Source organism: Jannaschia sp. L-14R, from assembly GCF_056857695.1.
The window spans coordinates 942159-968261 of record NZ_JBSXNP010000011.1; the positions used below are offsets into that span (position 1 = coordinate 942159).

A 26103-nucleotide genomic window follows, 5' to 3' on the forward strand; every position below is an offset into this window, starting at 1 on the left:
CCGTTATCGGGCCGCGTCTTTTAGCGTCAGAGGAATGAACAGACCGTCAATTGCGACGGAAAATTCCACCCAGAACATCCATCAATATCCGCTCCGCCAGATCGGGTTGCGGCTGCTGATGCTGGGGCTGTTGCGGTGCGGGCCGCTGCTGAACGACCTGCGGGGCGGGGGCGGGGCGTGCCTCGGCCTCGGCGTCGATCATCGGCAGGGGCCGGACCGGCAGACCCTCCTGCACACGCACCATCGTCTCGCGCCAGATTTCGGCGGGCAAGCCGCCGCCCGTCACGCCGGTCAGGGGCGAATTGTCGTCATATCCCATCCAGACGCCCGCGACGTAATCCCCAGTGAAGCCGATGAACCATGCGTCGCGATAGCTGCTGGTGGTGCCGGTCTTACCCGCTGCCGGGCGGCCATCGGGCAGCTTGGCGCGCTTGCCGGTGCCCCTCTCGACGCCCTGATACATCATGTAGACAAGCTGTCGCGCGGCGTTTTCCTGAATGACCCGTTCCCCCAGACCGCTTTCGTGATCGACGAGCGGCACGTCGTCGCCACGCAGAGTCAGCGAACTGAGTCCATAGGGTGTGACGCTGGTGCCGCCATTCAGGATACCGGCATAGGCTCCGGTCATTTCCAGCAGGGTGGATTCACTTGCCCCCAGGGCCAGGGCAGGGCCGGCCGCCAGGTCGCTGTTGATCCCGAAATCGGTGGCCACCTTGCGGACCACATCCCGACCGACCTGTTCCGACAGCCGTACGGTCGATGTATTCAGCGACCGCGCCAGCGAATCTGTGAGCGTGACTTCTCCGGCGTAATTGCGGCTGTAGTTCTCGGGCGACCACGCACCCGACCCGGGGATGTTCAGTGTTAACGGTGCATCCAGAATGTAGTCGTCAAACCGCATTCCCAGATCCAGCGCCGCGGCATAGACGAAAGGTTTGAAGCTGGAACCGGTCTGGCGAACTGCCTGGATGGCGCGATTGAATTGCCCGCCGCCCCGCGTGTCGCGCCCGCCGACCATCGCGCGGACCGCGCCGTCGGCGGACATCACGACGATAGCGCCCTGCGCCTCGGACTCCGGACTGACACTGGCCTCGAAAACCGCGGCCAGGGCATCCTCGGCGGCCTTCTGGATACGCTGATCGAGAGTGGTCCGGACCAGAACATCTTCTGTCGTCTCGCCGGTCAGGAAGTCGGGACCGGCCGACATGACCCAATCCGCGAAATACCCGCCAGTGTCCTGCCCTGCGGCGGACGAGAGGGTGGCGGGCTGTTCGAGGGCCTGAGCGAACTCCGCACTGGTCAGATAGCCCTGCTCGCGCATCAGGCGCAGCACAGTTTCGGCCCGGTCCTGCGCACGTTGCAGGTTGTTGGTCGGTGCGTAGTAGCTGGGCGCGGGCAGCAGACCCGAAAGCATAGCCGCCTCGGACGGGTTCAGCCGTGCGACCGATTTGCCGAAATATCGCTGGCTGGCGGCGGCGAAACCCCGCGCACCAGCCCCAAGATAAGCCCTGTTCAGATAGATCGCCAGGATCTCATCCTTGGTGAACTTCGCCTCCAGCGCCAAGGCATAGGGAATTTCCTTCAGCTTGCGCCACACGCTTCCGACGCGGCAGTCGGCCTCGAACTGCGCTTCGGTCATGCCAAGGGTCTGGTCCCAGTCCTGTCCCAGACACAGAAGCTTGGCGACCTGCTGTGTGATGGTCGAGCCACCGCCGCCCGAAAACGGCCCCCGTCCGGCCTGCATATTGCTACGCATGGCACCGACGATGCCGCGGGGGCTGACGCCGAAGTGTTTATAGAATCGCTTATCCTCACTGGCCACGACGGCATTCGACAGTTGAGTCGACACCCCATCCAGCGTGATCAGCCCGGCGAAATTGTCACCGCGCCAGGCAAATGTCTGCCCCTCGCGATCCTGCAATGTGACGGACCCGCGCGCCCGCCCGTCGGACAGCGTGGCCATGTCAGGAATGCGGGCATAATTGTAGATCGTCGCCGCCAGCAGGATGGCAGCCGCGATCGCTGCCCCACGCCACGCCAACGCCCAGCCCAGCCGGATCAGCAAACCGAATGGCAGGAGTAGCCAGCCCAGAAGGCCGCGCGACTTGCGGGCGGTGGGCTTGGCACGCCTTTTGCGGGCCGGTTTCGCGGCGGGTTTTTCGCCCCTGGGCGTTGTCCGCCGTTTGTCGGCGACCAGACGGGTTTTGCCAGATCGTGCCATTGCTGCTCATCCCGTTAGAGGGTTTTCGCCAATATATGGCGATGCGAGTCGATTGTGCACCCCGAACCTCAAATCCTTCGCAGGTGCAGCATATTTGATATGCCTAAATTTTATGCTTTGCCTCGAAAACAGGCGAAAATCCGGGCATCGGGTACGGAGTGAACCTGCCAAGCCTGCCTACACGTTGCGCCTCCCCCTGCGGGTTCGTGATCTGCCGTCGTCCGGTCTGTGGATCGCAATGACAAGGGGAATTGATGTGAAACTCATCATCGCAGCAATCAAGCCGTTCAAGCTGGAGGAGGTCCGAGAGGCACTGACCACCCTCGGCGTGCGCGGCATGATGGTGACGGAGATCAAGGGCTTCGGAAGCCAGTCGGGTCACACCGAAATCTATCGTGGAGCCGAATACGCCGTAAACTTCGTGCCGAAGGTCAAGCTGGAGATCGTGGTGCCCTCCGCCATGGCCGACCAGGTCGTAGAGACCATTGCCGCCACCGCCAAGACCGACAAGATCGGCGACGGCAAAATCTTCGTCCTCGACGTTAGCCAGGCCGTGCGCGTGCGCACCGGCGAGCTGAACGACGACGCGATCTGATCGACATTCAAGGGGACAGGATTGACATGAAACTCCACAACTCACTTCTTCTCGGGGCAATGCTCCTCGCTTTGCCCACGATGGGCACCGCGCAGGACGCGGCCGCACCCGAATTCGCGACTTTCGCGGACACCGCTTATATCTTCAACACGCTGCTGTTTCTTATCGGTGGCTTTCTGGTGTTCTGGATGGCCGCCGGTTTCTCCATGCTGGAAGCCGGTCTCGTCCGGTCCAAGAATGTGACGATGCAGCTGACCAAGAATATCGCTCTCTTTTCCATTGCTGCGCTCATGTATTGGCTGATCGGCTACGGCATAATGTATCCTGGCGACGACTGGACCATCGTGGGCTATCTGGGCAAACTGTTCGCGCCCGCATCGCTGGAGCCTGTGGGTGCCGGTGCGGACGTGGTCGACGTGACCTATGCGTCCGTCGGTTCGGACTTCTTTTTCCAGCTGATGTTCGTCGCCGCCACCGCGTCAATCGTTTCAGGCACTCTGGCCGAGCGCATCAAGCTCTGGCCGTTCCTGATCTTCACGGTGGTGCTGACCGGCGTCATCTATCCGATCGAGGCCTCGTGGCAGTGGGGCGGCGGCTGGTTGTCGGAGGCCGGATTCTCGGACTTTGCCGGTTCGACCCTGGTCCATGCTACCGGAGGGTTCGCCGCACTGGCGGGTGCGATCGTGTTGGGCCCGCGTCTGGGCAAATACACCAAGGAAGGCCGCGTCGTTCCGATGCCCGGCTCGAACCTGGCGCTTGCGACCCTGGGCACGTTCATCCTTTGGATGGGCTGGTTTGGATTCAACGGTGCATCGCAACTGGCCATGGGTTCCATCGGTGACGTGACCGACATCAGCCGTATCTTCGCGAATACCAACATGGCGGCCGCCGCCGGTGCCGTCGCGGCGCTGATCCTGACGCAGGTCCTCTACAAGAAGGTCGATCTGACGATGGTTCTGAACGGTGCGTTGGCGGGCCTCGTGTCCATCACCGCAGGCCCCCTCGATCCGACGCTGTTTGGAGCACTGTGGATCGGTGCGGTCGGCGGCGTGATTGTGGTGTTGGCAGTCCCGGCCCTGGACAAGATGAAAATCGACGATGTTGTCGGTGCCATCCCGGTTCACCTGGTCGCGGGGTTCTGGGGCACAATGGTAGTTCCGGTCTACACGGAGGGCACATCCTTCGCGACCCAGCTTCTGGGCTTCGTGGCGATCGGTGCCTTCGTCTTCATCTTCAGCTTGCTGGTGTGGTTCATCCTCAAGGCGCTGGGCGGTATCCGGGTGTCCGAGGAGGCCGAGATCAGCGGCCTCGACATGGCCGAACTGGGGATGGAAGCCTACCCCGAGTTCGCCCGCGGCTGAGCCCTGATGCAACTACGGGACGAGCCCCCGGTCGCGCACGCGGTCGGGGGCTTTCCATCTCGTAGGCCGACCATGCGGGACAATGCGGACCTTCGCCGCTCAGCAATGTTTCGTGGTGCGGTCGAAACCGGGAGACGGCGAAGTTACTGATCCATCATCGAGCGAATATGAAAAGGAACGTCACGCGCATCCACGATCGCCTCTCGTACCAGCCAGTCAAAGTGGTTTGTCAGTGACTTTACGCGTTCGACTTCACGGAATGCGAGATAGCATTGGCCGACGTAAACAACGGCAAGGTTCGGGCCGAAAACAGTGACCGGTGCGCTAAAGACCCTATGTGCGTCGAACAGGAATATCCGCAGCCGCGGAAACATCTGATCGCACTGATCAGCAAGGAAATTCAGTTGTTCGAACCGGACATCTCTGCTGACGCCCTTGTAATAGGCCGTCCCGGCCGCGCAGGCCTCGATTTCGTGAAGCGGCAGGGCGATCTCGTAGTCGGAAACGCCTGATGACAGCCATTGGAGCTGATTTTGCATGGCGGCGAAGGCTTCGGGAAGCCGCTTCTCGCGAAACGACGCATATTCCCACTGCAACATCCGCTCGGTCTTCAGGATATCGGGTAAAGTCGCCGGAACATGACGTACTTTGTAACCCTCAGCTTCGCGATGCCATTCAAGAAGCTGTTCGTCAGCCGACGTGCGTTCTGCCGGGCTTAGAGACATTGCGGCCGCTACGATGTCGCCCGGAGCTTCTGGCCTGTTCGTCAGGCCCAGCAACCAGTCGGTGCTGACGCTCAGGGCGCCTGCAATATCAGCAGCTAATTGCGCATTTGGCAGACGGGGATAATCGTTTTTGAGAAGCTGACCAATCGTCGACCGATCGACATTGGCGGCTCTGGACAGCGCGCTTCTGGTAACCTTTTTGAGCGACATGGCTTCTTGAAGGCGGGTCCGGAACACGTCAGCACGGATACGCTTGTCCATTTTTACCCCCTTTGTAGATATAAAACACCAAAATCGATTTTACGCAGCAAATTGACCTAATGTCCATTCGTGGGCATCGCAGGTAACCAGCAGGAAGCACCCGACTTTTCGCAGAGAATTCATCAATGGACAGCACGATCCGCCTCGTTACCAAGTCAGCTACATGGCAGGTCGCGGGGTTCATCATGATGACGCTGATCAGTTACCTTTTCACAGGTTCGGTCATGGCAAGCAGCGGCATAGCCATCGTCGGCTCCGTAACCGGTTTCATTTCGTATTTCCTGCATGAAATGGTATGGTCCAGAGTCTCCTGGGGCAGGAAAAACGGCTCTGCCATAGTGGAGATCAAGACCGGCTCATAATCGGATTTCAGTATGGGTTCGGCAGTGGCACTGATCTCCATGCCGGTTTGGAGTGTTCAAACCGGGGCAGATCTGACCGCCTGCTTGACCAGGATCAATGCCAGGTCCGACAATCATCAAGAGGATGCCCCAGACTTCAAAAGGAGGCCGACATGCTCAAGATCACCAAGCGCTCTGCCAATCGTGTGGACATTGACCTCAGTGGCAGCCTCGATGCGGATGCCATGCGGGATGGGTTGGACAAGCTGATCGCGGCGTCCGAAGACGTGAAAAACGGGCGCATGTATTACAGGATCACCGATTTTTCCCTGCCCACTTTGGGGGCAATCGGTGTCGAGATGAGCCGTCTGCCAAAGCTGTTTGGGTTGATCGGAAAATTCGACAGATGCGCCCTTCTCAGCGATTCCGACTGGCTCAGGAAGGCCGCCGAATTCGAAGGCGCGCTCTTTCCCGGCCTCGACATCCGCAGTTTCGAACTCGATGAGCAAGACGAAGCCGAGGCATGGCTTGCCGCTACGCAAACCTGACCGATAGCGATCCGGGCTTTCTCAATGTGGAAACAAGAAGACCCCCGAATGCTGACGCATCCGGGGGTCGGGAAGTTTTCAATAACCGAGAAAATTTAAATCGCGAATTTCAGACAGCGGCGTCGATCCAGTCCTTCAGCGCGGCTTTGGGTGCAGCGCCGATTTTCTGATCTACCGCTTCGCCACCCTTGAACAGGAACAGCGCCGGAATGCCGCGAACGCCCAGGGCCGCCGGGCTGCCGGGGTTTTCGTCGACATTGACCTTCACGATCTTGATCTTGCCGTCGTATTCCGCCGAAAGCTCCTCGAGCGCGGGGCCGATCTGCTTGCAGGGGCCACACCATTCCGCCCAGAAATCAACGACGACCGGGATATCGGACTGCTTGACGACTTCATCGAAAGTAGCGTCGGTGGCGGCGATCGTAGCCATGGTGTTCTCCTGAATATGGACGCCTCGGGGGCGGGTCATACTAGCTAGGCGGGCAGAACCAGAGGGTCAATGCCCGCGTCGAGATCCGTCACGAGATCGTGCGGAAGATCCATCAGACGGGGGACTTTCGTCCACAGGATCGCAACCTGAACCTGCCGGTCGGGCCAGATGCTCTTCGCCGCCAGCCGATACGCCGCCATCTGTCGCAGCAAGCCGTCGGGTGTGCTCTCAGGAGTCGGCGGAATCTCGGTATTTGTTTTGAAATCGACAATATGAACGCAGTCAGGTGTCAGGATCACCCGATCTATCGTGCCGACTATCGCAGGGCGATCCACGGTTGGCGGCAGAGCGAACGGAACCTCGGCCAGCGTTCCCCCGGCAAAGACATGCGCCAGATCGGGGTGGTTCAGGACGGCAGCGGCTTCCGCCAGAAGGTCACCGATCTCATCCTCCTGCACATCGGCATAGGTGGCAAGGATCGCGGGCCCGCGTTCCATCCATGTTTCCTGCCCAAGTCGAGGCAGATGTTCCAGCAAGGCGTGAATCGCGGTGCCGCGTCGCAGGGCCGTCGCCGTATCGACGCCTGCCTCGCCCGGCAGCGCCTTCGCCCCCGGAAGGCCGGACGGTGCGATGCGGGTGGCGGCCTTTGTCGGCGGCGCGATGCTGGTACGCAGCCAGGCCGGTGTCCGAACATCCGCGGTGGGCATATCTGTCCTGTTCGGCGCGACCCCGGACCAGTCGCCAATCTCCAACCGTCGTCCCTGACCAAAGCCGAAGTCGTAATCTTCGGCATCACGGTTCTCCATCGCCGCCGCGATCTTGTTGTACCAACTGTCGTCCGCGTCTTCGCCGACATTTCCGGCGGCCCCGACGATCAGCCAGCTTTCGGCGCGGGTCATCGCGACATACAGCAGACGGTCGCGTTCGGCCCGATCATTGGCCAAGGCCCGGTCGCTCGCGTCGTGCATCGCAGGCGACCAGTTGGCCTTGGCAGGCATCCAGATTGGCAGGCCGTCGGGCAGACGCTGGACCCCGGATATGCCGCGTGGTGCACGCTTCATTGTCTCGGGCAGGATCACCACCGGCGATTCCAGACCCTTGGCGCCGTGCACTGACATCACACGGATCGACCCCTTTCCCGCCTGACGTTTCACATCCACGTCCGCCGAGGCAAGCCAGCCCAGAAATCCGGTCAGGCTGGGTGTCTCGAGTTGTTCATAGGCCAAGGCTTGTGTCAGCAGCGCGTCGATGGCCTCTCCGGCTTCGTCGCCCAGACGCGCCAACAGGCGGCGGCGGCCATCGTGCCGGATCAGGATGCGTTGCAGTACTTCGTAGGGTCGCAGGATATCGGCAATCCGCAGCAAATCCGTCAGCATCGCGATGGCCTCAGGATCGCTGTTCCGGTCGCGCAATACATCCCAGAGCCGACGCCGTTCCCGGCCATGGGCCAGGGCGAACAATTCAGCCTCGTCCATCGTACCAAGCGGGGACCGCAGGACGGTCGCCAGCGCCAGATCATCGTCGGGTGTCGCGGCCCAGGTCAGCGCGGCGATCAGATCCTTGACCGCCATGTCGTCCGACAGTTTCAGCCGGTCGGCCCCCGCCAGGTCGAGGTTCTTGCGTTTGCACGCCCGCACGATGTGATGAAACAGATCCGCCCGTCTTTGCAGCAGGATCAGGATGTCCCCGGCCTGCACCGCGCGCCGATCCTTGTCGCGGCCGATTGGCGTGCCGTCCTTCAGCATCCGGTCAATGGCTTCGGCCACCCGTTCGGCCAGCAGGACATTCGCGTCATTGGCGGCGGGCCGGTCAATGGGGTCGTGCCAGACCCGGTCGGAATGGTCCGCCTTATCCTGATCGATCACCGGCCAGAGGTCGACGCGGCCCGGCATTTCGGCGTGAAACGCGATATGCTCGGGCGCATCGCCGACGCCACCGCCGTCGGCAAAGACCGCATCCACCAGATCGAGAATAACCGGAGAGGAACGGAACGAATGCAGCAACACATGATCGCGGAGTCCGGACATCGCTCCGTCGTCCTGGCGCGACACCATGCCGCCGAAGATCGTCCGCATCTTTTCATAGGCATCCAGATCGGCACCCTGAAACGCATAGATCGACTGTTTGCGATCGCCGACGACGAAGATCGTGCGGGGCACATCCGGGCGTGCGCCCAGGCCCGCCCCGAACTCGGAGGCCAACGCCGTAATCACCTCCCACTGGCCAGGCGAGGTATCCTGCGCCTCGTCGACCAGAATGTGGTCGATCCCGCCGTCCAGTTTGAACAGCACCCATTGCGCCATGTCCGAGGTCGATAACAGACGCTGCGCGCGTGAGATCAGGTCATCGAAATCCAGCCAGCCGCGCGACTGTTTCCGCGCTTCGACCCGCGCGGTGTATTCGGGGGCGAAAGCGTGCAAGGCTTCGGTCTGTGCGAGGGCCTCGAACGCGTTGATCCGGGCATGGGCATCTGCCAACCGGAGGGCGAAGGCCGTCAGGTCGTCGATTGTGTTTTCGGAGATCGCAATCCTGGCGGCGTTGGTCCAGCGGATCGAGCGCGGTTCCATCTTCTGGGTCAGCAGGATCGGCGTCAGCAAGTCCAGGCGGTCGGATGTATCGGCAAGAATAGCCTGAGCCAGCCCGCGATGCAGGTCCGACATCGTTTTGCCGGACAGCGACCGTGCCGCGTCGCGGATCATCTCGAGCAGGTCCAGGTCATCCGCATCAGGCAGGCTGTCGCGCACTGCTTTCGGGCTGTCGTCCGCGATGCCAAGCGCCGCTTTGAGGGCATCGGTCTCAAGGCGACGATCGAATCCGGTTCTGTGTTTTGCGACATCGGACAGGAATGCCGATGGCTCCGCATCTGTCAGTCGCGCCGCAATGCGATCCACCAGCGGTTGCAGCGCCGGATCCGACGCCATGTCATCCAGCACTTCGGACTGAAGACGCGCGGTTGCGGTCTCGTCCATTTCGGAAAATGCGGGCGAAACCCCTGCCTCCAGCGGGAACCGGCGCAGAAGGGATGCGCAGAAGGCGTGGATCGTCTGTATCTTAAGCCCGCCCGGTGTCTCGATGGCGCGGGCAAACAGGGTGCGGGCGCGACGCAGTTGATCGTCGGGAACGGTGCCGCGCGCCGCGCCAAGTCGTGTGATCTCGACCCGCAGAGCCTCGTCAGACAACATTGTCCATTTGCTCAATTGTCTGAACAGGCGGTTCTGCATCTCGCCCGCCGCGGCCTTGGTATAGGTCAGGCACAGGATACGTTCGGGCGCGGCACCATCCAGAAGCAGCCAGGCCACCCGGTCAGTCAGAACGCGGGTCTTTCCCGACCCGGCGTTGGCCGCCAGCCAGACCGACCCGGCCGGGTTCGCGGCGTCGATCTGCGCGCGGGTGGCGGCGTCGGGTATAAAGGCAACTCCGGTCATTCGCCCCCCACCGGAATTGTCGTGGCACCGTCGGTATCGGACCATTCGCCGAACCGTGATAACTGATCGTAATCGCTGGCATAGGTCAGCAAATCGGGAGCCAGACGGGCGCGAAATGGCTGACCGTCAGCATAGGCGCGGATCAGGGTCAGAAGCTCGGTGCGCGTGGCGGCAATCAGATCCGGACCGAAATCATCCGGTGCCGCCTCGGCGTATTTCGCACCGAGGGATAGATAACGAATCTCCTCGACCTGTCGCTGTGGGATGTCGGGAAATGCACCTTCGGTGACCATCAGCGCCTCGAGCAGAAGTTGTTTTGCGAAATGAGTCTGTTGCTTCTTCGATGGCGCCGGACCGGTCTTGTAATCATAGATCGCCACCGTATGGCCCCGGTCGTCGATGCGGTCGGCGCGGGCGGTCAGGGTGAAGGGCGGGTCGTCGAAGCGAAGCGCGCCGCCGCGTTCAACGAAAGTCGGGCGGCCCAAAGTCCGCCGCGTGGTTTCGGCGGCGATCAGATCGGCGGCAATCCGGTCGAATTTGCCCAACCACAACCGGCGCGGTCCGGGCCACGGTGTCCATAATGCGAGCGCCTCCTCCAGCGCCTGGCGCATTTGCGCGGGCGCATCCTCGGGCAGGGGGCCGGGTACAGCTTGGGCAAAGCGTTCCATCGCATCGTGGACGGCTTGTCCGCGGACCCGCGCATCCGGTCCCTGACGCAGCGGCGGAATCGCCTTCAGGTGCAGGATCTGGCGGGCGTATATTGAATAAGGATCGCGGATCAGCGTCTCGATCGCTGTCACGGAGAGCTTGTCCAGCGCCACAGACGGCGGCAGTTGAGGGGCCGGACGGGGAGCGGGTTCGATCCGCTTGGCAGGTTTGTCCAACTGTGCGGCCAGCGATAACCAGCGGTCGCCGCGTGCGCGCATCGCGTTCAATGCGGCATCGCCCTGTGGTCCGATTCCGGTCAGAAGTCCGTCGATACGATTGAGCCAGCGGGACGGGACGGTATCGGCCTCGGACGTGCGGCTTGCACGGGACAGCCAGATTTCCGGCCCTGCGGCGGCCTGCTGGAAATCGTGCGCCGAGAGGCCGATGGATCTATCGGGCAGACGCAATCCTGCGTCTCGGCGCATGGTCCGGTTGAGCCAGGGGTCCGGCGTCGGCTGACCGGGCCAGACGTCGTCGTTCAAACCGCCCAGTATGACCAGATCGGCGGTGCGCACCCGTGCTTCCAGTGCGCCCCAGATCATCACCTCCGGATGCGGGCTGAACGGGTCGCGCACCTCCTCGGCAGACAGAAGCGCGCCCAGGATACGGGCATAATCGCGGGCAGTGATCATTTCGTCGCCGCGTTCGGGTGCAGCCTGCGATAACCGATCCAGAACGCGGCGGACTTCGTGCCCGGCGGTATCCGTCCAAAGCGTGCCGGTGTCGCCGCCAGTACCTTTCGCCAGCATTTCGATCAGCGACAGATGGCTGGCTACATGGGTCGCCAGAGGTGCCAAGGCGGCCTGCGCCGGAATCGCATCGAGCAGATCCGACAACCAGAGCGTCCAGTCGTCATATGCCTGCGGAACCTTGCGATCGGTAAGCCAGTGATCCAGTGCGGCCCGTGTCGGAAAAGCCAGAGGGCGCCCACGCAGAAGTTTGACCTCGAGTTCGCGGGTGCGGATCAGATGGGCGGGCCGGTCACCACCGACATGCGTCAGAGGATGCTTCAGCAATATGGTCAGTGCCTCGGACTCGACCGGCTGGCCGCGCATCTCGGCACTGTGCAGCAGCAGGCGACCGGGCGCGGACTGATTGAGCGGGCGGCCAGCGGAATCGTCCGGCACTATGCCCCAGCGGTCCAGTTGCGCCGCAACCTGTCGGGAGAGCGTCCGGTCGGGTGTGATCAGCGCGGCGGTGCGCCCCTGATCCAGTGCGGCGCGCAGCCCGGTCGCGATGGCGGCGGCCTCGGCACCTGGGGACGGCGCGGTCAGCAGGGTCACGCCTGCGCATGCTTCGGCGATACCGTCCAGATCAGGACCCTCGGCGCGCCAGGCATCGGTCGCGGGAGCCGGGCGCAGCGCGAGCGAGATCAACCGGTTGCGATGCGGCGCGGCTGGCGCGCCATCCCCCCAGCGCGGCGTCTGCGCGCGCGTTTTGGTCAGAGACGTCAGCAAGGCGGCATGCCGGTATTGCGGATGATCCTGTTGGCCCGGCCCGTCGGGATCGGTCAGGGACGCCCAGGCGTCGTCGGGCATATCGGTATCGAGGCCAGGCAGAACGACAGCCCCCTGCGGCAACCCGAGCACAGCCCCGATCAGACGCCGGGTCGGCGCGCGCGATGCCGTGGACCCGGCCACAATTACCGGATCGGCAGGCGGCCGTTCCGTCCAGTGCTGCAACAGCCGGTCCAGAGACAGCGCCTGCGCGCCAGCCGGGGTCAGCGTTCCGTCCTCCGTCAGCCAATCGGTCGCAATCGTCAGGAATTGCAGCGTCCGTTGCCAGTGTATCGACAGATCGCCGGTCTCGACCCGGGTCAGGGCGTCGGCATCCATCCCCTCTTCCTGCATCTCGGCCAGAAGAAGGGTCAGGCTGCTGGCCAGATCGAAGGCGGCGGACGGCGGTGCGAGACTCGGGTCCGAGGTCAGCAGTCGCGCGACCAGCCGGGTCAGACGCAAGCGCAGAGCCAAGGGCGCAATTCCGGCCACGGGTGCATCGCCGGGCGGCAAAAGTGGCGCAAGATCGGACACCAATCCGATGCGGGGCAGCAGGGTCGCCCCGGACGCGGCAAGCGCTGCTTCGATCCGGCGGGCCATGCGCGTCGTGTTGACCAGCAAGGTAACGCGGGCCATTGCCTCTGGCGGTTGTCCGTTCAACCGGGCGCGAAGCCCGGCGGCGAAGGTGGTCGAAAAATCGACACCCATCGGTTCATGAAACAGGCCGCGCATCAGGCGGCCCCGGCCAGCATGGCTTCGGCGGCGGCGATACCATCAGGGGTTCCGACGTCGGCCCAGTGCCCCGGATGTTCCACCCCGAAGAGGCGCCCCCGGTTCATCATGGCCAACCAGAGGTCACGCAACGAAAAAACGTCGTCCCCAAAGGCCGACAGCCCTTCGGTCCGCACGATGCCGGCCCCGGTATAGATCAGGCCGGATGCATCCCGTGCAAGCCGTCCGTCCGGACCGATGGCAAAACTGGCCCGCGACGGGCCGATCGCACGGTCTCGCGGAACCATCAGCAGAAGCCCGTCCATCCGGCTCGGGTCCCATGCCTTCAGCAGGGAGTCACGGGCGCGGGGTCCGGTCCAGCAGGCGTCGGCGTTCATCGTCAGCACCGGGCCGTCGCCCAGATACGGCAGGGCATTGCGCAGTCCGCCGCCAGTTTCCAGAAGCATGGGCGACTCGTGGACCAGCGTGATGTTCCGGCCCGCCAGATAGGTATGCAGGCAATCCGCGAAATGATGGGTATTGATCACGGTCGGGCCGGGACCGGCGACCTGATCCAGCGCATGGTCGATCAGCGGTCGGCCCGCGACCGCGACCATCGCCTTTGGTCGTTCGTTCGTCAGCGGCCGCATTCGTGTGCCCAGTCCGGCGGCAAAGATCATCGTGGCGATCATGGCGCGCCCGCGCGGTCGCGCCCGTAGAGAGTGCCCGCGCGGGCCGCGGTATCGGCCAGCCAGGCAGCGTCGGGTTCGGGCAGAAGGTCGACCAGAAGCGCGCGAACCTCGTCCAGAGCCGGGTGCCGAAGTTCGCGTTGCAGCGCGACCCAAGTGGGCGGGATGAAACGAAGATAGCTCGTTCGCCCGGAATGCAGGCAAAGGCGTGTGAACACCTTTCCGATGATCCTCAGGGACCGCTGCACCGAACAGACGGCAATGCGGGCGTGAAGGATCTCGGGGTCGATATCGGTCGCGTCCAGATAGGCTGTCGTGGCGGCCCGAACAGCGCGGGGCGACACCGCACGACGCGGATCATGGATCAGTGAGGCGAGATCGTATTCTGCCGGTCCCCGCATGGCGTCCTGGAAATCGAGCAACCCGATCCGGGCCGGGCCGGTGCGCTCCGGCAACCAGATCAGGTTTTCGGCGTGGAAATCGCGGTGCACCAGAACCTCGGGGCCGGTCAACGTCGTGTCGATGGCTCGCTGCATTGCCGCCGTCAGATCGTCACGCCGATCCTGCGCCTCGGGGGCATACCAGTCGAAGACAGTTGCGGCCAGCGTGGCCATCTGCGCCGGATAAAGGGGACGGGCCGGCGGCACGTGACGGTGAAGATCGGCCAGCAATCCGGCGGCGGCGGCGTATAGGATCGGCTCGTCTTCCGGATGCGATGCGGCATGCGTCGCAAGAAGATCGTCGCCCAGATCTTCCAGCAACAGAAGACCGTTATCCGGATCGCGGGCGATGATCCTTGGGGAGGAAAGTCCGTGACCGGCCAGCCAGTCTGCGATTTCGATGAACGGGCGCGTATCCTCGCCCGAGTCAGGCGGGGCATCCATCAGGATCGCGCGATCGGTGCCGCGCACAAGCCGCTCGTACCTCCGCAGGGATGCGTCGCCCGCCAGGGGGATGCGGGTGGCAATCCCCCAGCCGGTGGCCTTCAGGAAATCTCGGATCATCGGATCACGGTCGGTCATTCTGGATTTTCCGCAAAGGCCGGTGCAAGACGGGCAATCATCGCACACGGTCCGACCAGGGCAAGGTTGCGGCTGTCGTCCGGGTTGACCGTAAAGATCAGCCGCCCGGCATCGGGAGGTGCGGTAGGGCCGAGACGGTCGGGCCATTCGATGAGGCAGAGAGCTTCGGAAAAGGCTTCGTCCAGCCCCAGCTCCGCAATGCCATCCGGCCCTGTCAGGCGATAGAGGTCGGCGTGCCAGGTCTCGAAAGCGCCGGTGTCATAGGTCTGGACCAGCGTGAACGTCGGTGAGGGCACATCTTCGCGCGGCAGCCCGGCCTGTCTGCGCAAAGCTGTGATCAGGACGCGCGCGAAAGCGGTCTTGCCTGCACCGACCGGGCCGTCCAGCAACAGCACGTCACCGGCCCGAAGCAGGGGAGCCATGGTCCACGCGATTGCGTCGGTGGCGGCCTGCGACGGCAACAGAATGGAGCAGGTCAGGCGGGTCATCCGGCTGCAGTTAGACGCCCGGCACCGGGACACGCAAGGGGGAGGTCAGGCGGAAGCGATCCTTTTTGCCGGCACCTCGGACTGCGCGGGTGTCACGGCGACATCGGGCCGGAATGTCAGTGCTATACGTCCGCCCGGCCGGGCACTGACCCGCAGCCGTAAAGCGGGCCCCTTCGTTTGTCCGATTGTATCGTCCCAATCGGCCCAATCCGCATCGGGACTGCGGATCAGATCGCGCAGTTCGCCCCAGATCGAATGCGGGTGCGACAGCGTCTTCCAGTAGGTGATGCATCCGTCGAGCGTAGCGGGCAGGCCCGCGCTGCCATCCCCCCACAGGGCGGCCGCCGCGGCATTGGCAAGAATTCTGGTGCCGTCGGCTTCGAAGATCGCGATTCCGTCTTCGAGATCTTCCAGAACCGCCATCATCATGTCCTGATCGGCCCGATGCGTGCGGTCTGCGATGACGTCCGCCGATATATCTTCCAGCATGAGCGTTACGGCACCGTCACCCTGCGGACGTCCGGTCACGCGAAATGTCGCGCCGCTGGGCAAGGTCCAGGTTTCGATGTAGACGCCTCGCCCAGCAGTGCGTTCGATGTCCGAAAGGCTGTCGCGCCAGGTCTTGTAATCGCGCGGCTCGGGCAACTTCTGGCGGTCGCGCAGCGCATCGAAGAAATCGGCAAGCAGCGGGCGGCGCGAGAGCCAGGCCCCATCAAGGCCGGTCATATCCATCAGCGCCGGATTGAACAGCGTCAATTGTCCGTTGCGGTCGAAGATGGCCAGGCCGGAGGGCAGAAAGGCAAAACTTTTTGTCAGGGTCTGAATGAACGTGCGGCGAGAATCCTCGGCCTTGATGACGGTATCGAGGGGTATCGCATGCCCATGGCGCAAACCATCCGTATCCGGGGCGGACGTGGTGACTTCAAACCAATGTTCGATACCGGCACGATCCCGGTTCTTGCGGCGTGTCTTGCCGGGCCCGGAGTCGTCCGGCTCGGGAAACAGAACGTGCAAGGGCCAGCCCTGCGCCGCATCCGGTCCGGCGCATTGCGCGACCCGTTCCAGATAGGCCGCGTTGGACCAGACGACCTGCCTGGCGTCGTTTACCGCCCAGCTGAGCGTCGGGCTGGTGTCGCCAACCCGGGCCAGCATCGAAATCTCGCTTTCCATGGCCTTGAGGCTGGACAGGTCGATACGAACAGAACCCTGCCGCTCTTCGGCGGTGGCGATTGTGATGCGGAGGTCTTCGCCGTCGCGCAGGCCGATTATGACGACGCGATCGCGCCCGAAGGGACCTTCCAGCTTGAACGGAAGCCCTGTGTCTCGCAGCGCATCGAAGGCGGTCGGCACATTCTCGTTTATATCCGACAAAGCTTCGATCAGCGAGTCCCACGCCTTGAGATGATCTATTGGAAAAGGCAGCAGGAATCCGACATTGCCGGAGTGGTTCACCAGATAGCCATGGCGAAATTGAAACTGGCGGGGTTCAGACAAGACGTCCGCATCCAGACCCTGCCACGCTTCGCGCTTGCGGGGGGCGAGCCAGAGAACCGCCGATAGGGCCATGATGCCTGCGATCAGACCGCCAAGAACGGGTATCAGAATCATGATGGCGGATGGCATCGAACCCTCGGGGTTGTGACAGGCGAAGTCCTGCACGCCAAGGTGAGCGATTCGGGTTAAGAGGGGGTTAATGACATCCGGTGAAGACCCGTAGGATATGGCTTGGAAAATCAGGGAAAGAGGGGGGTATTCTCGCCCAGGCCGCCGATTTTCGGCACGGCGAGGGACGCGCGCGGCCAGACGACTTCTGCGATTGCTCCGCTGCGGACGGATGGCCTGCGCTGGCCGGGTTTCCTGCCGTTTGCGAAAGACAGAGTCGCGCCGGTACGTTCCAACAGTGTCTTGGCGATGAACAGGCCAAGACCCATCCCTTCATAGCCGTTGCGTCGCCGCGACCGCACGAACGGGTCCCCCAGCCGGTGCAGCATTTCGGGCGGATAGCCGGGCCCGTCGTCGATGATCCGAACCATGATCTCGTCAGCGGACCAACGCCCGTCGATCCAGATTTGCGATTGCGCAAAATCGACCGCGTTCTGGATCAGGTTGCGCAGCCCGTGGATGACCTCGGGTCGCCGTTGAAGGCTGGGCATGCGTTCGTCCGATCCGTCCGCCGCAGCCCAGTCGCAGGTAACGATAATGCCACGTCCTATATGCGGCTCTGCCGCTTCGCGGACCAGCGTTTCGAACAGGGCAGTGCGCATGTGGTGATCTGTCTTGCCCGCCCGCCCCATCGACCGAAGGATGTCGCGACACCGATCAGCCTGAGAGCGGATCAGCAGTACGTCTTCCAGCAGATCGGGCCGCTCCGACAATTCCTCCGCCAATTCCGAAGACACGAGTTTGATGGTCGCCAGAGGCGTACCGAGTTCATGTGCCGTAGCGGCGATGACGCCGCCCAGATCATGCAGCTTCTGTTCCCGGGCGAGCGCGGTTTGCGTGGCCAGAAGCGCATTGGACGTGCGTTCTGTTTCCAGCGTCAGGCGGTAGGCAAACCCGGCGAGGAATATCATGCTGATCAAGATGGCCAGCCAGAATCCCACCAGTTGCAGTTGCGACAGTTCCAGCAGACGGCCATCCGATAACCGCAGCGGCAGGTAATATCCCCCCAGCAATGTAATCAGCGCAGCCCCGATGGCACCCAGCGTCAGCGTCGACCGGAGCGACAGCGCTGTTGCCGAGATCGTCACGGGCGCAAGGAAAAGCATAGAAAACGGATTGTGCAGCCCCCCTGTGAGGAACAGAAGAGCCGACAACTGTATAAGATCGAACAGCAGGAAGCCGAAGGCCGCCCGATCCGAGAGGCGGGTATTGGCGGGGCGCATGGCCTCGGTCATCAGATTCGCGACGGCCGCAGCGCCGATGACCATTGCGCAAAGCCCGAGTTCGAACTGAAGGTCCAGCAGGAGGCTTCCCGTCAAAACTGTGACGGACTGTCCCAGGATTGCAAGCCACCGCAGATTGACCAGCGTGCCGAGGCGCACCTGAGGCGCTCCAGTTTCGGGCGGCAGCAGGCTGCCGGTAGTCTGTGTTGACATGGGGCGGGACGCTCCCGAATTTGACCACGGCAGGATCGCCCCATATCTCCAAGGTGACAAGGCCACCCGGAGAAACGGTATGAGCGACGCCCTAAAGAACATCGGTCCCGATCGGACGCTTTTGCTGGTCGATGATGATGAACCGTTTCTGCGGCGGTTGGAGCGGGCGATGCAAAAGCGCGGCTTCGACGTGCAGGCGGCACAATCCGTCGCTGAAGGACTGGCGTCGGTCAGCGCCCGCCCGGCCGCTTACGCCGTCGTCGACCTGCGGCTTGAGGATGGTAACGGACTGGATGTGGTCGAAAAGTTGCGCGAAAGACGGCCGGACGCGCGTATCGTGGTTCTGACGGGATATGGCGCAATCGCAACGGCGGTCGCTGCGGTCAAGATCGGGGCGACCGACTATTTGTCGAAACCGGCCGATGCAAACGATATCACCGACTCGCTTCTGGCGCAGGGCGAGTCGTTGCCGCCGCCGCCTGATAACCCGATGTCGGCGGACCGGGTCCGGTGGGAGCATATCCAGCGCGTTTTCGAGTTGTGCGACCGCAATGTGTCCGAAACGGCCCGTCGTCTCAACATGCATCGACGGACGCTGCAGCGCATTTTGGCGAAACGGTCGCCCAGATGAGGTCGACTGCCCTGAGCGGACTGCTTCTGGCGGGGCTGGCCGCGTGTCAACCTGTCGTTCCGCCGGTTGCATCGCCCGGTTTGCCTGGTCTGACGCTCGTGCCAGCGTCTGGCGGGCTTCTGGTGAACGGTTCCGGCGGACGGGAGATCGGCTTCGGGCGTGATCAGCCGGGTGCATTGCAGACGGTTGCCCGGATCGAGGGTATGGCCCCGCGTGCGACTTCCTGTGGTTCAGGGCGTCAGGCCTTTGTGACCAAAGGCAATCTGCAGCTAGTGTTCGAAAGTGGCACCTTCGTCGGGTGGACCAGTGGCTCGGATACTGCAGGACGAACCTGCGGTTGAAAGTTTGCAGGATCGGGCCGTCCGTGTGACGGCCAGGCACCGAAAGCAACCGAACCGGAAGCCAGCACCGCCCTCAGGACGTATCGCCATCACCATCGTTCTGTCCCAGCCTCGCGATAGGGATATTTGTGGAATTCACAAACCCCTCAGGCCAGGGTCCCCGGCAGCGCCCCCACACTGCGGCCAGACCTGCCCATCGCGTTTCCGGAGCGGAAAGCGATGCCAGCCTGACCATTCCGGCGATATGAGCGTATAATCTCATCATGCGACCCCATGCCAATGGGAGGTAAAAGCAAGCCGCCCAGATGGCGTTCAAAAAAAGGCTGGATTACCAGCGCCTAACGATTGCGAACATCGTGACCCGCAGCACGAACACTTTGGCTTGCGATGTCCTTTCAAACGCCGGGAAGTGATGTCATCGGGCTATCATAGGCGATAGGTCGTTATCACTTTGTTGACAGTTCTGCCGTCTGGCAGAGTCAGATTCTTCAGGTGGCCTACTGTTTCGAACCCGCGTGACCTGTAATAGGCGAGACCACCGCCGTTGTCGGCATGGATGACGGCATTGATCCGGCGATATCCCAAAGTGCGCGCGGCGGCACAGGTTGCCCTGAACAAGGCCGATCCGATCCCGACACCGTGTTGCCCAAGCGCGACGAAGGTGGCGATGTCGCAGGTGTCGGGTGCCAGGTCGACATGCGGACCTATCCATTGAAATCCACAGATGTCGCCGCCGACTTCGGCGAGGTGCCAGGCCCCGCTCTCGTGCATCCAATCCCGCAGGTCGGCAGATGTGACGGATGTGGTCAAGGCGGTCATGCCACCTGTGGCGATGATGTCGTTCAAAAGGCTGACCATCGCCCCTGCATCAAAGGACTGCGCCTTGCGGACGTCGATCTGCGTCATGGCTCGACCTGTTGCACATGGAGTTTAACCATGATCGAGGGCCGTTATCAAACGGGCATGGCATTCCAGGAAAGCCGCGCGTGCCTCGGCAGGGGGGCGCAGAGTCAGGGACAGGCCGTCCAGAACGCCCGGTGCGGGTTTGCCGAAGAAGCGGTTTGCTTCAGTTGGATCGAAGCCCGCTATCCCCACCGCCTCGAGCCAGGCAGACAGCTTGTCGGCTTTCTTGATACGACGCTTCAGCCGATCTGGCGTGTGGGCCGTCAGACCAAACCGCAGGTGAATCGCGGCCTGTAGCCGACTATCCAAGGCACCGTAGTCAGACCCGACGGCTGCCTTTACCGGCGAGATCATGTCGCCGATCACGTATTCAGGCGCATCGTGCAGCAGGGCCGTCAACCGCTCGCGCGCGGATGCAGCGGGGTGGAGGCGGGTGAATATTTCGACCACCAGCAAAGAGTGTTCGGCCACTGAATAGGGCCAGTCGCCATGGGTCTGACCATTCCATCTGGCCACGAAGGCAAGGCCGTGCGCGATATCCACGACCTCGATATCCATCGGGGTCGGGTCCAGAAGGTCGAGACGGCGTCCCGACAGCATGCGCTGCCATGCGCGGGGTTGAGGGCGTTGGCGGATCATTCAACCGTCGTAGCCGCGCTACGCCGCGATGCAACCAAATCGTGATTCTGGCGTTGTTTCCGCGACGGCAGACGTCAGGTGCGATCAGTCGCGGTATTGATACGGGAGTGCCAAATGAATTCGAAATTCATCCTCGCAACCGCTGTAATTGGATTTTGTACCGGCATAGTCACCCCAGCGCTGGCGCAGGTGGCCGCGAATTGCGCGCCGCGCGCGGAGGTCATTGACCGTCTGTCAGGTTACTATGGCGAAGCGCTTGACGGTGGCGGCCTGCAAAGCGATTCGACATTGTTTGAAGTCTGGGTATCCAGGGCTGACCGAAACTGGACGATCCTGATGACAGATGTGTCCGGCTTGTCCTGCATAATGGCAGCCGGAACTGACTGGTCCGGCGGCACCGACCTTGCACAGATATCCGATGCACCGGTCTGACGGCATCAGCAGCACGGCTCCCACCTGATGCCAACTCGTGCGCGTGTCTGCGCGTTGCTTCCGGTTATTGTGCGGCACTGTTCCTGCTGCTAGGCGGCGACCAACCGGATTTCCGCAGGAGCACGTGTGATGAGCGACTATATCGTCAAGGACATCAAGTTGGCCGCATATGGCCGCAAAGAACTCGACATTGCAGAAACCGAGATGCCAGGACTGATGGCTCTGCGTGAGGAATATGGCGGGTCGCAGCCGCTTGCAGGTGCGCGGATCGTCGGTTCGCTGCACATGACGATTCAGACAGCGGTTCTGATTGAAACGCTGGTCGCCTTGGGCGCTGACGTGCGCTGGGCTTCATGCAACATCTTTTCCACGCAGGATCATGCGGCGGCTGCAATTGCCGAAGGCGGAACACCGGTCTTCGCGATCAAGGGGCAGACCCTGACCGAGCATTGGGACTATCTGGACAGGTCCTTCATGTTCCCCGAAGGCGCGAACATGATTCTGGACGATGGCGGAGACGCGACCCTGTACGTCTTGCTGGGTGCACGGGTCGAGGCCGGTGAAACCGACCTGATCGAAGTACCGACCTCCGAGGAGGAAGAGGCGATCTTTGCGCAGATCAAGAAGCGCATGAAGGAAAGCCCGGGCTGGTTCACCAAGGTCCGGAATGCGATCAAGGGCGTATCCGAGGAAACGACAACCGGCGTGCATCGTCTTTATGACCTTCACAAGAAGGGTCAGTTGCCATTTCCTGCGATCAACGTAAACGACTCGGTCACCAAGTCGAAGTTCGATAATAAATATGGCTGCAAGGAATCGCTTGTTGACGGAATCCGTCGCGCGACCGACACGATGATGGCCGGCAAGGTCGCCGTTGTTTGCGGCTATGGCGACGTCGGCAAGGGTTCGGCGGCATCGTTGTCCGGTGCCGGCGCGCGCGTGAAGGTGACCGAAGTCGATCCGATCTGCGCGTTGCAGGCCGCGATGGACGGATATGAGGTCGTGACGCTGGAAGATGCAATTTCGTCCGCCGATATCTTCATAACGACGACTGGCAACAAGGACGTCATCCGCATCGAGCATATGCGCGAGATGAAGGACATGGCGATCGTCGGGAACATCGGCCACTTCGACAACGAGATCCAGGTCGCCAGCCTGAAGAACCACAAATGGACAAACATCAAGGAACAGGTGGACATGATCGAAATGCCTTCGGGCAATCGCATTATCCTGCTGTCCGAAGGTCGCCTGCTGAACCTTGGCAACGCAACAGGTCATCCGTCTTTCGTTATGTCGGCGTCGTTCACCAATCAGGTGTTGGCGCAGATCGAGTTGTGGACCAAGGGCGAGGAGTATGCGCCGGGCGTCTACATCCTGCCCAAGCATCTGGACGAGAAGGTCGCGCGCCTGCATCTGGACCGTATCGGCGTGAAATTGTCGTCGCTGTCCAAAGAGCAGGCCGAATATATCGGTGTGACGCAGGACGGGCCATTCAAGCCGGAACATTATCGCTACTGATAATAAATGATTGATTATAGAGGCTTAATCCATAGTTTGGATTGGGCCTTTATAATATACCAATAGATTCAACGCATCATTTCACCGGAGATTTCCGCCAGGCAGGCTTTGCCGTAAGGCAATCCGCTCAGGAATGCGTTCTGCGGCAAATGGCTCCCACGGAGACGGCGCGGGTGCTGGGCCGACGCCGCAGAACGACTTTCCGCGAGCTAAGGCGCAATCACTTCGTCGATCGCTCAACGCTCAAGGTCGTAGGCTGCTCGTTGTGGCTGCGCAGCAGCAGACGGCGGATCGGCGCGCAGGTCATGTAGCGCTCACTCCAATGGCTCGTCAGAAAAATCCGAAATGCAGGTTCGCTGCAATCGCGATCAGCGTCAAACCACCGGCCCATGCCAAGCCCATTCTAATGGGTTCATTGCGACGGATGCTCTCCGCAGCGGTGCCGCCCAGATAGGCGACGAGAATGTCCGACGGCAAGGCCGTCAGTGGGACGAGAATGCCGAGGACAAGCAACTGGACCTGTACGTTCAGCGTTCCCGTTCCTCCCGTGCTGGCATCCACAAAGGGCGGCAGGAACAGCGCGAAGAACAAGACGGTCTTGGGATTGAGAACTTCGATCAGAATGCCCTGCCGGACAATTTCAGAAAACGGCCGAACCTCGACCGCTTCAGCCCGCATGACCATGGATGCGCCGCCGCGCGCACCTCGGATCATGTCGACCCCCAGCCACACGAGATAGGCGGATCCCGCAAGGCGCAGGGTCGGTACGATCCAATCAAACGCCGCGAAGAGCGCTGCCAGACCTAGCGCGGTTGCGACCGCCAGCAGTATGCCCCCGAGGCCAAGTCCGATCGCCGAGGCCAAGCCCGCTGCACGGCTCTGCCCGACGCTGCGGGACAGCACGTAGAGCATTGAAGGCCCGGGTGTTGCGCTCAGCGCAAGGCCGGCAAGGGCCACGGTGAGAATCGTATCGACAGGCGGCATGGATCAGTCGTCGCTCCGGTTCAGACGATCCTCGAAGGGATTGGTGACCGCATCCTCCGGATCGCCACGCCGCACCTGATTTCGCAGGTAGGGAAAATCCCGCACCAGCATCCGCTCGAGATGCGCGCCGGCAGTGAAGGGGGCATAGCGTGGAGGGTGGCCCGGCTCAACCAGCTCGGGGAATGGCGCGATGACCGTATCGTGGTTGGTCGCTGTGAAGTACGGCAGCGAAAACCGTTCCGGGCTAAGGTTGAGAACCCGGTGCGGCGTCGAGCGCAGGAGACCGTTTGTCCAGGCCTCCATCATGTCGCCGATGTTCACCACAAGGGCGGATGGATCTACCGGCACATCGATCCAGCGGTCGTCGCGTGTCATCACCTGAAGGCCAGGGTTGCCTGTATGCAAAAGGGTTAGGCACTCGTAGTCAGTGTGCGCGCCCATGTTCACGGATTTCGAACTCGCCACCTGACGGTCCCGGACATAGTGCAGCAAACGCAGCTGCGAGATCGGCTTGCTCATCCGACTGGTCATTGATTCGGGCGGCAGACCCAGGTGCAATTCCAGCAATGCGCATAGTCTTTGTCCAAGATCCGCTACCTGTGCATAGTAGACAGAGATGGCATCCCGAAAACCGGGCTGATCAGGCCAGACGTTCGGTCCCAGCATTCGGTTGCCAACGCAATAGTCAGGGTCGTCCTCCGGCAGGTCCAGACCAAGATCGAATGCCTCGTAGTTACGGCTGACTTCGTCGGGATAATCCCCCTTTTCGGTAAACGGGACATAGCCGCGATGATTTGCGCTCAAGCCGATGTAGAGGCGGCGCTTCTCGATTTCGGGTCGCGCGAAAAATGTGCGCGCAGCGGCATAGGTTGCCTTGATCGTGGCCGCGTCGATACCATGATCACACACGCGGAAAAATCCGACCTCTCGCGCGGCCTGTCCGATCGTATCGGCAAGCCGGGTAACCCGATTAATGTCTTTCGACCCGAGATCGCACAGACTAATGAGCGGAATGACCTCATCAGTCTCCGGTACGCGCGCCGATGCACCTGACATTCTTTCCCCCCTGTCGGACAACACCTCCACAAATCAGGTTAACGATTCGTTAACGTCAGGGTCGATTGCAGGAAAATAAACATCGAATGTCGCACCGCCCATCGGCCCTGACCGGGCGATGATCGAACCGCCGCTTTGCTTTACGAAGCCCTGCACCATGGAGAGGCCAAGACCGGTCCCCTGTCCCACAACTTTTGTGGTGAAGAACGGATCGAATATTCTCTGAAGCGTCTTGGGCGGAATGCCCATGCCTTCGTCGGTCACACTCAGACGGACGTACCGGCCTGGCGCGAGGTCGAGCCCACGTGTCCTGCGCGCGACATCGTCGCAGACAAGGTTTCCTGTTTCGATCCTGATCGTTCCCCGATCCTCCATGGCATCCCTGGCGTTCATCATCAGGTTGACCAGTGCGATCTCTGTCGCGCTCGGATCGACGGCAACTGTCCAGGTTCCCGCCTCGAAGGCCATTTCGACATCACAGCCGAAAGCTTTCTGGTTTCGATCCCATGTCTCTGCGATGAGCGCATTGAGGTCCGTCGGTTGCGGGACAAGTCGCATCTGCTGCGAGAATGCCATCATGTCCCGAATTAGGTTGGCACCCCGGTCGGCTGCGGCACGCGCATCTCCAAGAAACACGCCCACCTCGGGCGGTACGCGATGCTCTCCGACAAGGTCAAGATTTCCGGCGATGACTGTCAGCAGATTATTGAACCCGTGCGCAAAGCCACCTGTAAGGCGACCGATTGCCTCAAGCTTCCGGGCCTCGAAGAGTTGCGCTTCGAGCGCCTTTCGCGTTTCTGTCTCCGCGCTCAGTTGGGCATGCGACTGGACCAGATCGCGATAGCGTTGCTCGGACCGCTCCGTTTCCGCCAGCAGATCGAGCTTCGCGCTCGTCATTGCGGCAATCGTGGAAAGAACCTCCAGTTCAGCCGGGCCGAATGCGCCAGCTTCAGGATGCTCGCTGTCTATCACGCCCAGGACGCGACCGTCCGAGATCAGGGGAACGCAGATCTCAGAGCGGGCAGGCTGGGTGTCGGGAATGTAGTTCTGGTTGGACAGCAGATCCTCAATCACGACGGCTTCTCCGGTTCTCGCCGTCCGACCAGTGATTCCCTCCCCGAACGGGATACGCAACGGGTTGAGAATTGTCCGTCCATAAGGGTTCTTGTCCCCGAGGGCCGCGACCTGCACGAGTTCCTCGGTTGCGGGATCAGCCTCGTAGATAACGCAGTCAACGAAGTTCAACCTGCCCACAACGTTCCGCGCGACATACCAGAACAGGTCCTCGGCGTTGCGTATGGACATAATGTCGATGGCGAACGAGTTGAGAGTCCGGAGCGTGCCGACGCTGCCGGTACCAGACATTTCCGAAATGGCGTTCAGTATGGCTTTCTGCACAACGGTAGCTTGGCCTGTGATCAGCGGTATCGCGTGAATACCTGTACGCGACCATCACACCGGAAAACATTCAGGACAACCG

The 26103-nt window shown here is 61.9% G+C and carries 23 protein-coding genes; 8 read left to right on the forward strand and 15 right to left on the reverse strand.

Features of this window, described 5'->3' with window-relative positions; translation table 11 throughout:
* Nucleotides 1-46 precede the first annotated feature (46 nt).
* The gene (locus AC13C2_RS17405) at nt 47-2221 is read right to left on the reverse strand and encodes a transglycosylase domain-containing protein (RefSeq protein WP_092758970.1); all 2175 of its coding nucleotides are present in this window, start codon (nt 2219-2221) and stop codon (nt 47-49) included.
* 256 nt (nt 2222-2477) lie between these two features.
* Between AC13C2_RS17405 and AC13C2_RS17410 the strand changes: the two genes are divergently transcribed.
* The gene (locus AC13C2_RS17410; RefSeq protein ID WP_092758968.1) at nt 2478-2816 is read left to right on the forward strand and encodes a P-II family nitrogen regulator; all 339 of its coding nucleotides are present in this window, start codon (nt 2478-2480) and stop codon (nt 2814-2816) included.
* Between the two features lie 26 nt (nt 2817-2842).
* Complete coding sequence (locus tag AC13C2_RS17415; protein ID WP_474521381.1) at nt 2843-4177, forward strand: ammonium transporter; 1335 nt, start codon at nt 2843-2845, stop codon at nt 4175-4177.
* Nucleotides 4178-4320: 143 nt separating this feature from the next.
* Here AC13C2_RS17415 and AC13C2_RS17420 read toward each other — a convergent pair whose 3' ends face one another.
* Nucleotides 4321-5163: a helix-turn-helix domain-containing protein gene (locus AC13C2_RS17420; protein WP_474521382.1), complete on the reverse strand. Its 843-nt coding sequence runs from the start codon at nt 5161-5163 to the stop codon at nt 4321-4323.
* Between the two features lie 125 nt (nt 5164-5288).
* Between AC13C2_RS17420 and AC13C2_RS17425 the strand changes: the two genes are divergently transcribed.
* Both AC13C2_RS17425 and AC13C2_RS17430 read left to right on the forward strand, forming a co-directional pair.
* Entirely contained in the window at nt 5289-5525 is a 237-nt protein-coding gene (locus AC13C2_RS17425) for a DUF2061 domain-containing protein (protein ID WP_339642263.1), read from the forward strand.
* 152 nt (nt 5526-5677) lie between these two features.
* On the forward strand, nt 5678-6052 hold the full coding sequence (locus AC13C2_RS17430; protein ID WP_482887590.1) for a SpoIIAA family protein: 375 nt from the start codon (nt 5678-5680) through the stop codon (nt 6050-6052).
* A gap of 109 nt (nt 6053-6161) precedes the next feature.
* Here the strand turns inward: AC13C2_RS17430 and trxA are convergent, their stop codons facing one another.
* The 8 genes from trxA to regB form a co-directional block, all read right to left on the reverse strand.
* On the reverse strand, nt 6162-6482 hold the full coding sequence (gene trxA / locus AC13C2_RS17435; protein ID WP_092758958.1) for a thioredoxin: 321 nt from the start codon (nt 6480-6482) through the stop codon (nt 6162-6164).
* Nucleotides 6483-6526: 44 nt separating this feature from the next.
* Nucleotides 6527-9907, reverse strand: coding sequence for a double-strand break repair helicase AddA (gene addA / locus AC13C2_RS17440; RefSeq protein ID WP_482887591.1), 3381 nt, complete (start codon nt 9905-9907; stop codon nt 6527-6529).
* The gene (gene addB / locus AC13C2_RS17445) at nt 9904-12843 is read right to left on the reverse strand and encodes a double-strand break repair protein AddB (protein ID WP_482887592.1); all 2940 of its coding nucleotides are present in this window, start codon (nt 12841-12843) and stop codon (nt 9904-9906) included. Before addB ends, addA begins: the two co-directional genes overlap by 4 nt.
* Nucleotides 12843-13514, reverse strand: a complete 672-nt coding sequence (locus tag AC13C2_RS17450) for a nucleotidyltransferase family protein (RefSeq protein WP_482887593.1) — start codon at nt 13512-13514, stop codon at nt 12843-12845. Before AC13C2_RS17450 ends, addB begins: the two co-directional genes overlap by 1 nt.
* On the reverse strand, nt 13511-14533 hold the full coding sequence (locus AC13C2_RS17455) for an aminoglycoside phosphotransferase family protein (protein WP_482887594.1): 1023 nt from the start codon (nt 14531-14533) through the stop codon (nt 13511-13513). Before AC13C2_RS17455 ends, AC13C2_RS17450 begins: the two co-directional genes overlap by 4 nt.
* Nucleotides 14530-15021, reverse strand: a complete 492-nt coding sequence (tsaE, locus tag AC13C2_RS17460; protein ID WP_482887595.1) for a tRNA (adenosine(37)-N6)-threonylcarbamoyltransferase complex ATPase subunit type 1 TsaE — start codon at nt 15019-15021, stop codon at nt 14530-14532. The genes AC13C2_RS17455 and tsaE overlap by 4 nt, the downstream gene beginning before the upstream one ends.
* Before the next feature lie 45 nt (nt 15022-15066).
* On the reverse strand, nt 15067-16629 hold the full coding sequence (locus AC13C2_RS17465) for a PAS domain-containing protein (RefSeq protein WP_482887596.1): 1563 nt from the start codon (nt 16627-16629) through the stop codon (nt 15067-15069).
* Between the two features lie 125 nt (nt 16630-16754).
* The gene (gene regB, locus AC13C2_RS17470) at nt 16755-18119 is read right to left on the reverse strand and encodes a sensor histidine kinase RegB (protein ID WP_482887597.1); all 1365 of its coding nucleotides are present in this window, start codon (nt 18117-18119) and stop codon (nt 16755-16757) included.
* A 79-nt stretch (nt 18120-18198) separates the two neighbouring features.
* On the opposite strand from regB, the gene AC13C2_RS17475 reads away from it, so the two are divergent.
* Both AC13C2_RS17475 and AC13C2_RS17480 read left to right on the forward strand, forming a co-directional pair.
* Entirely contained in the window at nt 18199-18750 is a 552-nt protein-coding gene (locus tag AC13C2_RS17475) for an ActR/PrrA/RegA family redox response regulator transcription factor (protein ID WP_482887598.1), read from the forward strand.
* Nucleotides 18747-19091, forward strand: coding sequence for a hypothetical protein (locus AC13C2_RS17480; RefSeq protein WP_482887599.1), 345 nt, complete (start codon nt 18747-18749; stop codon nt 19089-19091). Before AC13C2_RS17475 ends, AC13C2_RS17480 begins: the two co-directional genes overlap by 4 nt.
* Before the next feature lie 426 nt (nt 19092-19517).
* Here the strand turns inward: AC13C2_RS17480 and AC13C2_RS17485 are convergent, their stop codons facing one another.
* Both AC13C2_RS17485 and AC13C2_RS17490 read right to left on the reverse strand, forming a co-directional pair.
* The gene (locus AC13C2_RS17485; RefSeq protein WP_482887600.1) at nt 19518-19997 is read right to left on the reverse strand and encodes a GNAT family N-acetyltransferase; all 480 of its coding nucleotides are present in this window, start codon (nt 19995-19997) and stop codon (nt 19518-19520) included.
* A 24-nt stretch (nt 19998-20021) separates the two neighbouring features.
* The gene (locus AC13C2_RS17490; RefSeq protein WP_092758936.1) at nt 20022-20633 is read right to left on the reverse strand and encodes an HD domain-containing protein; all 612 of its coding nucleotides are present in this window, start codon (nt 20631-20633) and stop codon (nt 20022-20024) included.
* A gap of 114 nt (nt 20634-20747) precedes the next feature.
* Here AC13C2_RS17490 and AC13C2_RS17495 point away from each other — a divergent pair, with 114 nt between their 5' ends.
* A complete protein-coding gene (locus AC13C2_RS17495) occupies nt 20748-21065 on the forward strand; it encodes a hypothetical protein (protein WP_092758934.1) in 318 nt (105 codons plus the stop codon).
* A gap of 126 nt (nt 21066-21191) precedes the next feature.
* A complete protein-coding gene (gene ahcY / locus AC13C2_RS17500; protein WP_482887601.1) occupies nt 21192-22583 on the forward strand; it encodes an adenosylhomocysteinase in 1392 nt (463 codons plus the stop codon).
* A 330-nt stretch (nt 22584-22913) separates the two neighbouring features.
* Here ahcY and AC13C2_RS17505 read toward each other — a convergent pair whose 3' ends face one another.
* Genes AC13C2_RS17505 through AC13C2_RS17515 form a run of 3 tightly spaced genes read right to left on the reverse strand, consistent with a single transcriptional unit; the run spans nt 22914 to nt 26021 of the window.
* A complete protein-coding gene (locus AC13C2_RS17505; RefSeq protein ID WP_092758930.1) occupies nt 22914-23567 on the reverse strand; it encodes a LysE family translocator in 654 nt (217 codons plus the stop codon).
* Nucleotides 23568-23570: 3 nt separating this feature from the next.
* Nucleotides 23571-24623, reverse strand: a complete 1053-nt coding sequence (locus AC13C2_RS17510) for an isopenicillin N synthase family dioxygenase (RefSeq protein ID WP_092758928.1) — start codon at nt 24621-24623, stop codon at nt 23571-23573.
* A 33-nt stretch (nt 24624-24656) separates the two neighbouring features.
* Nucleotides 24657-26021, reverse strand: coding sequence for a sensor histidine kinase (locus tag AC13C2_RS17515; RefSeq protein ID WP_139204629.1), 1365 nt, complete (start codon nt 26019-26021; stop codon nt 24657-24659).
* Between the last annotated feature and the right edge of the window lie 82 nt (nt 26022-26103).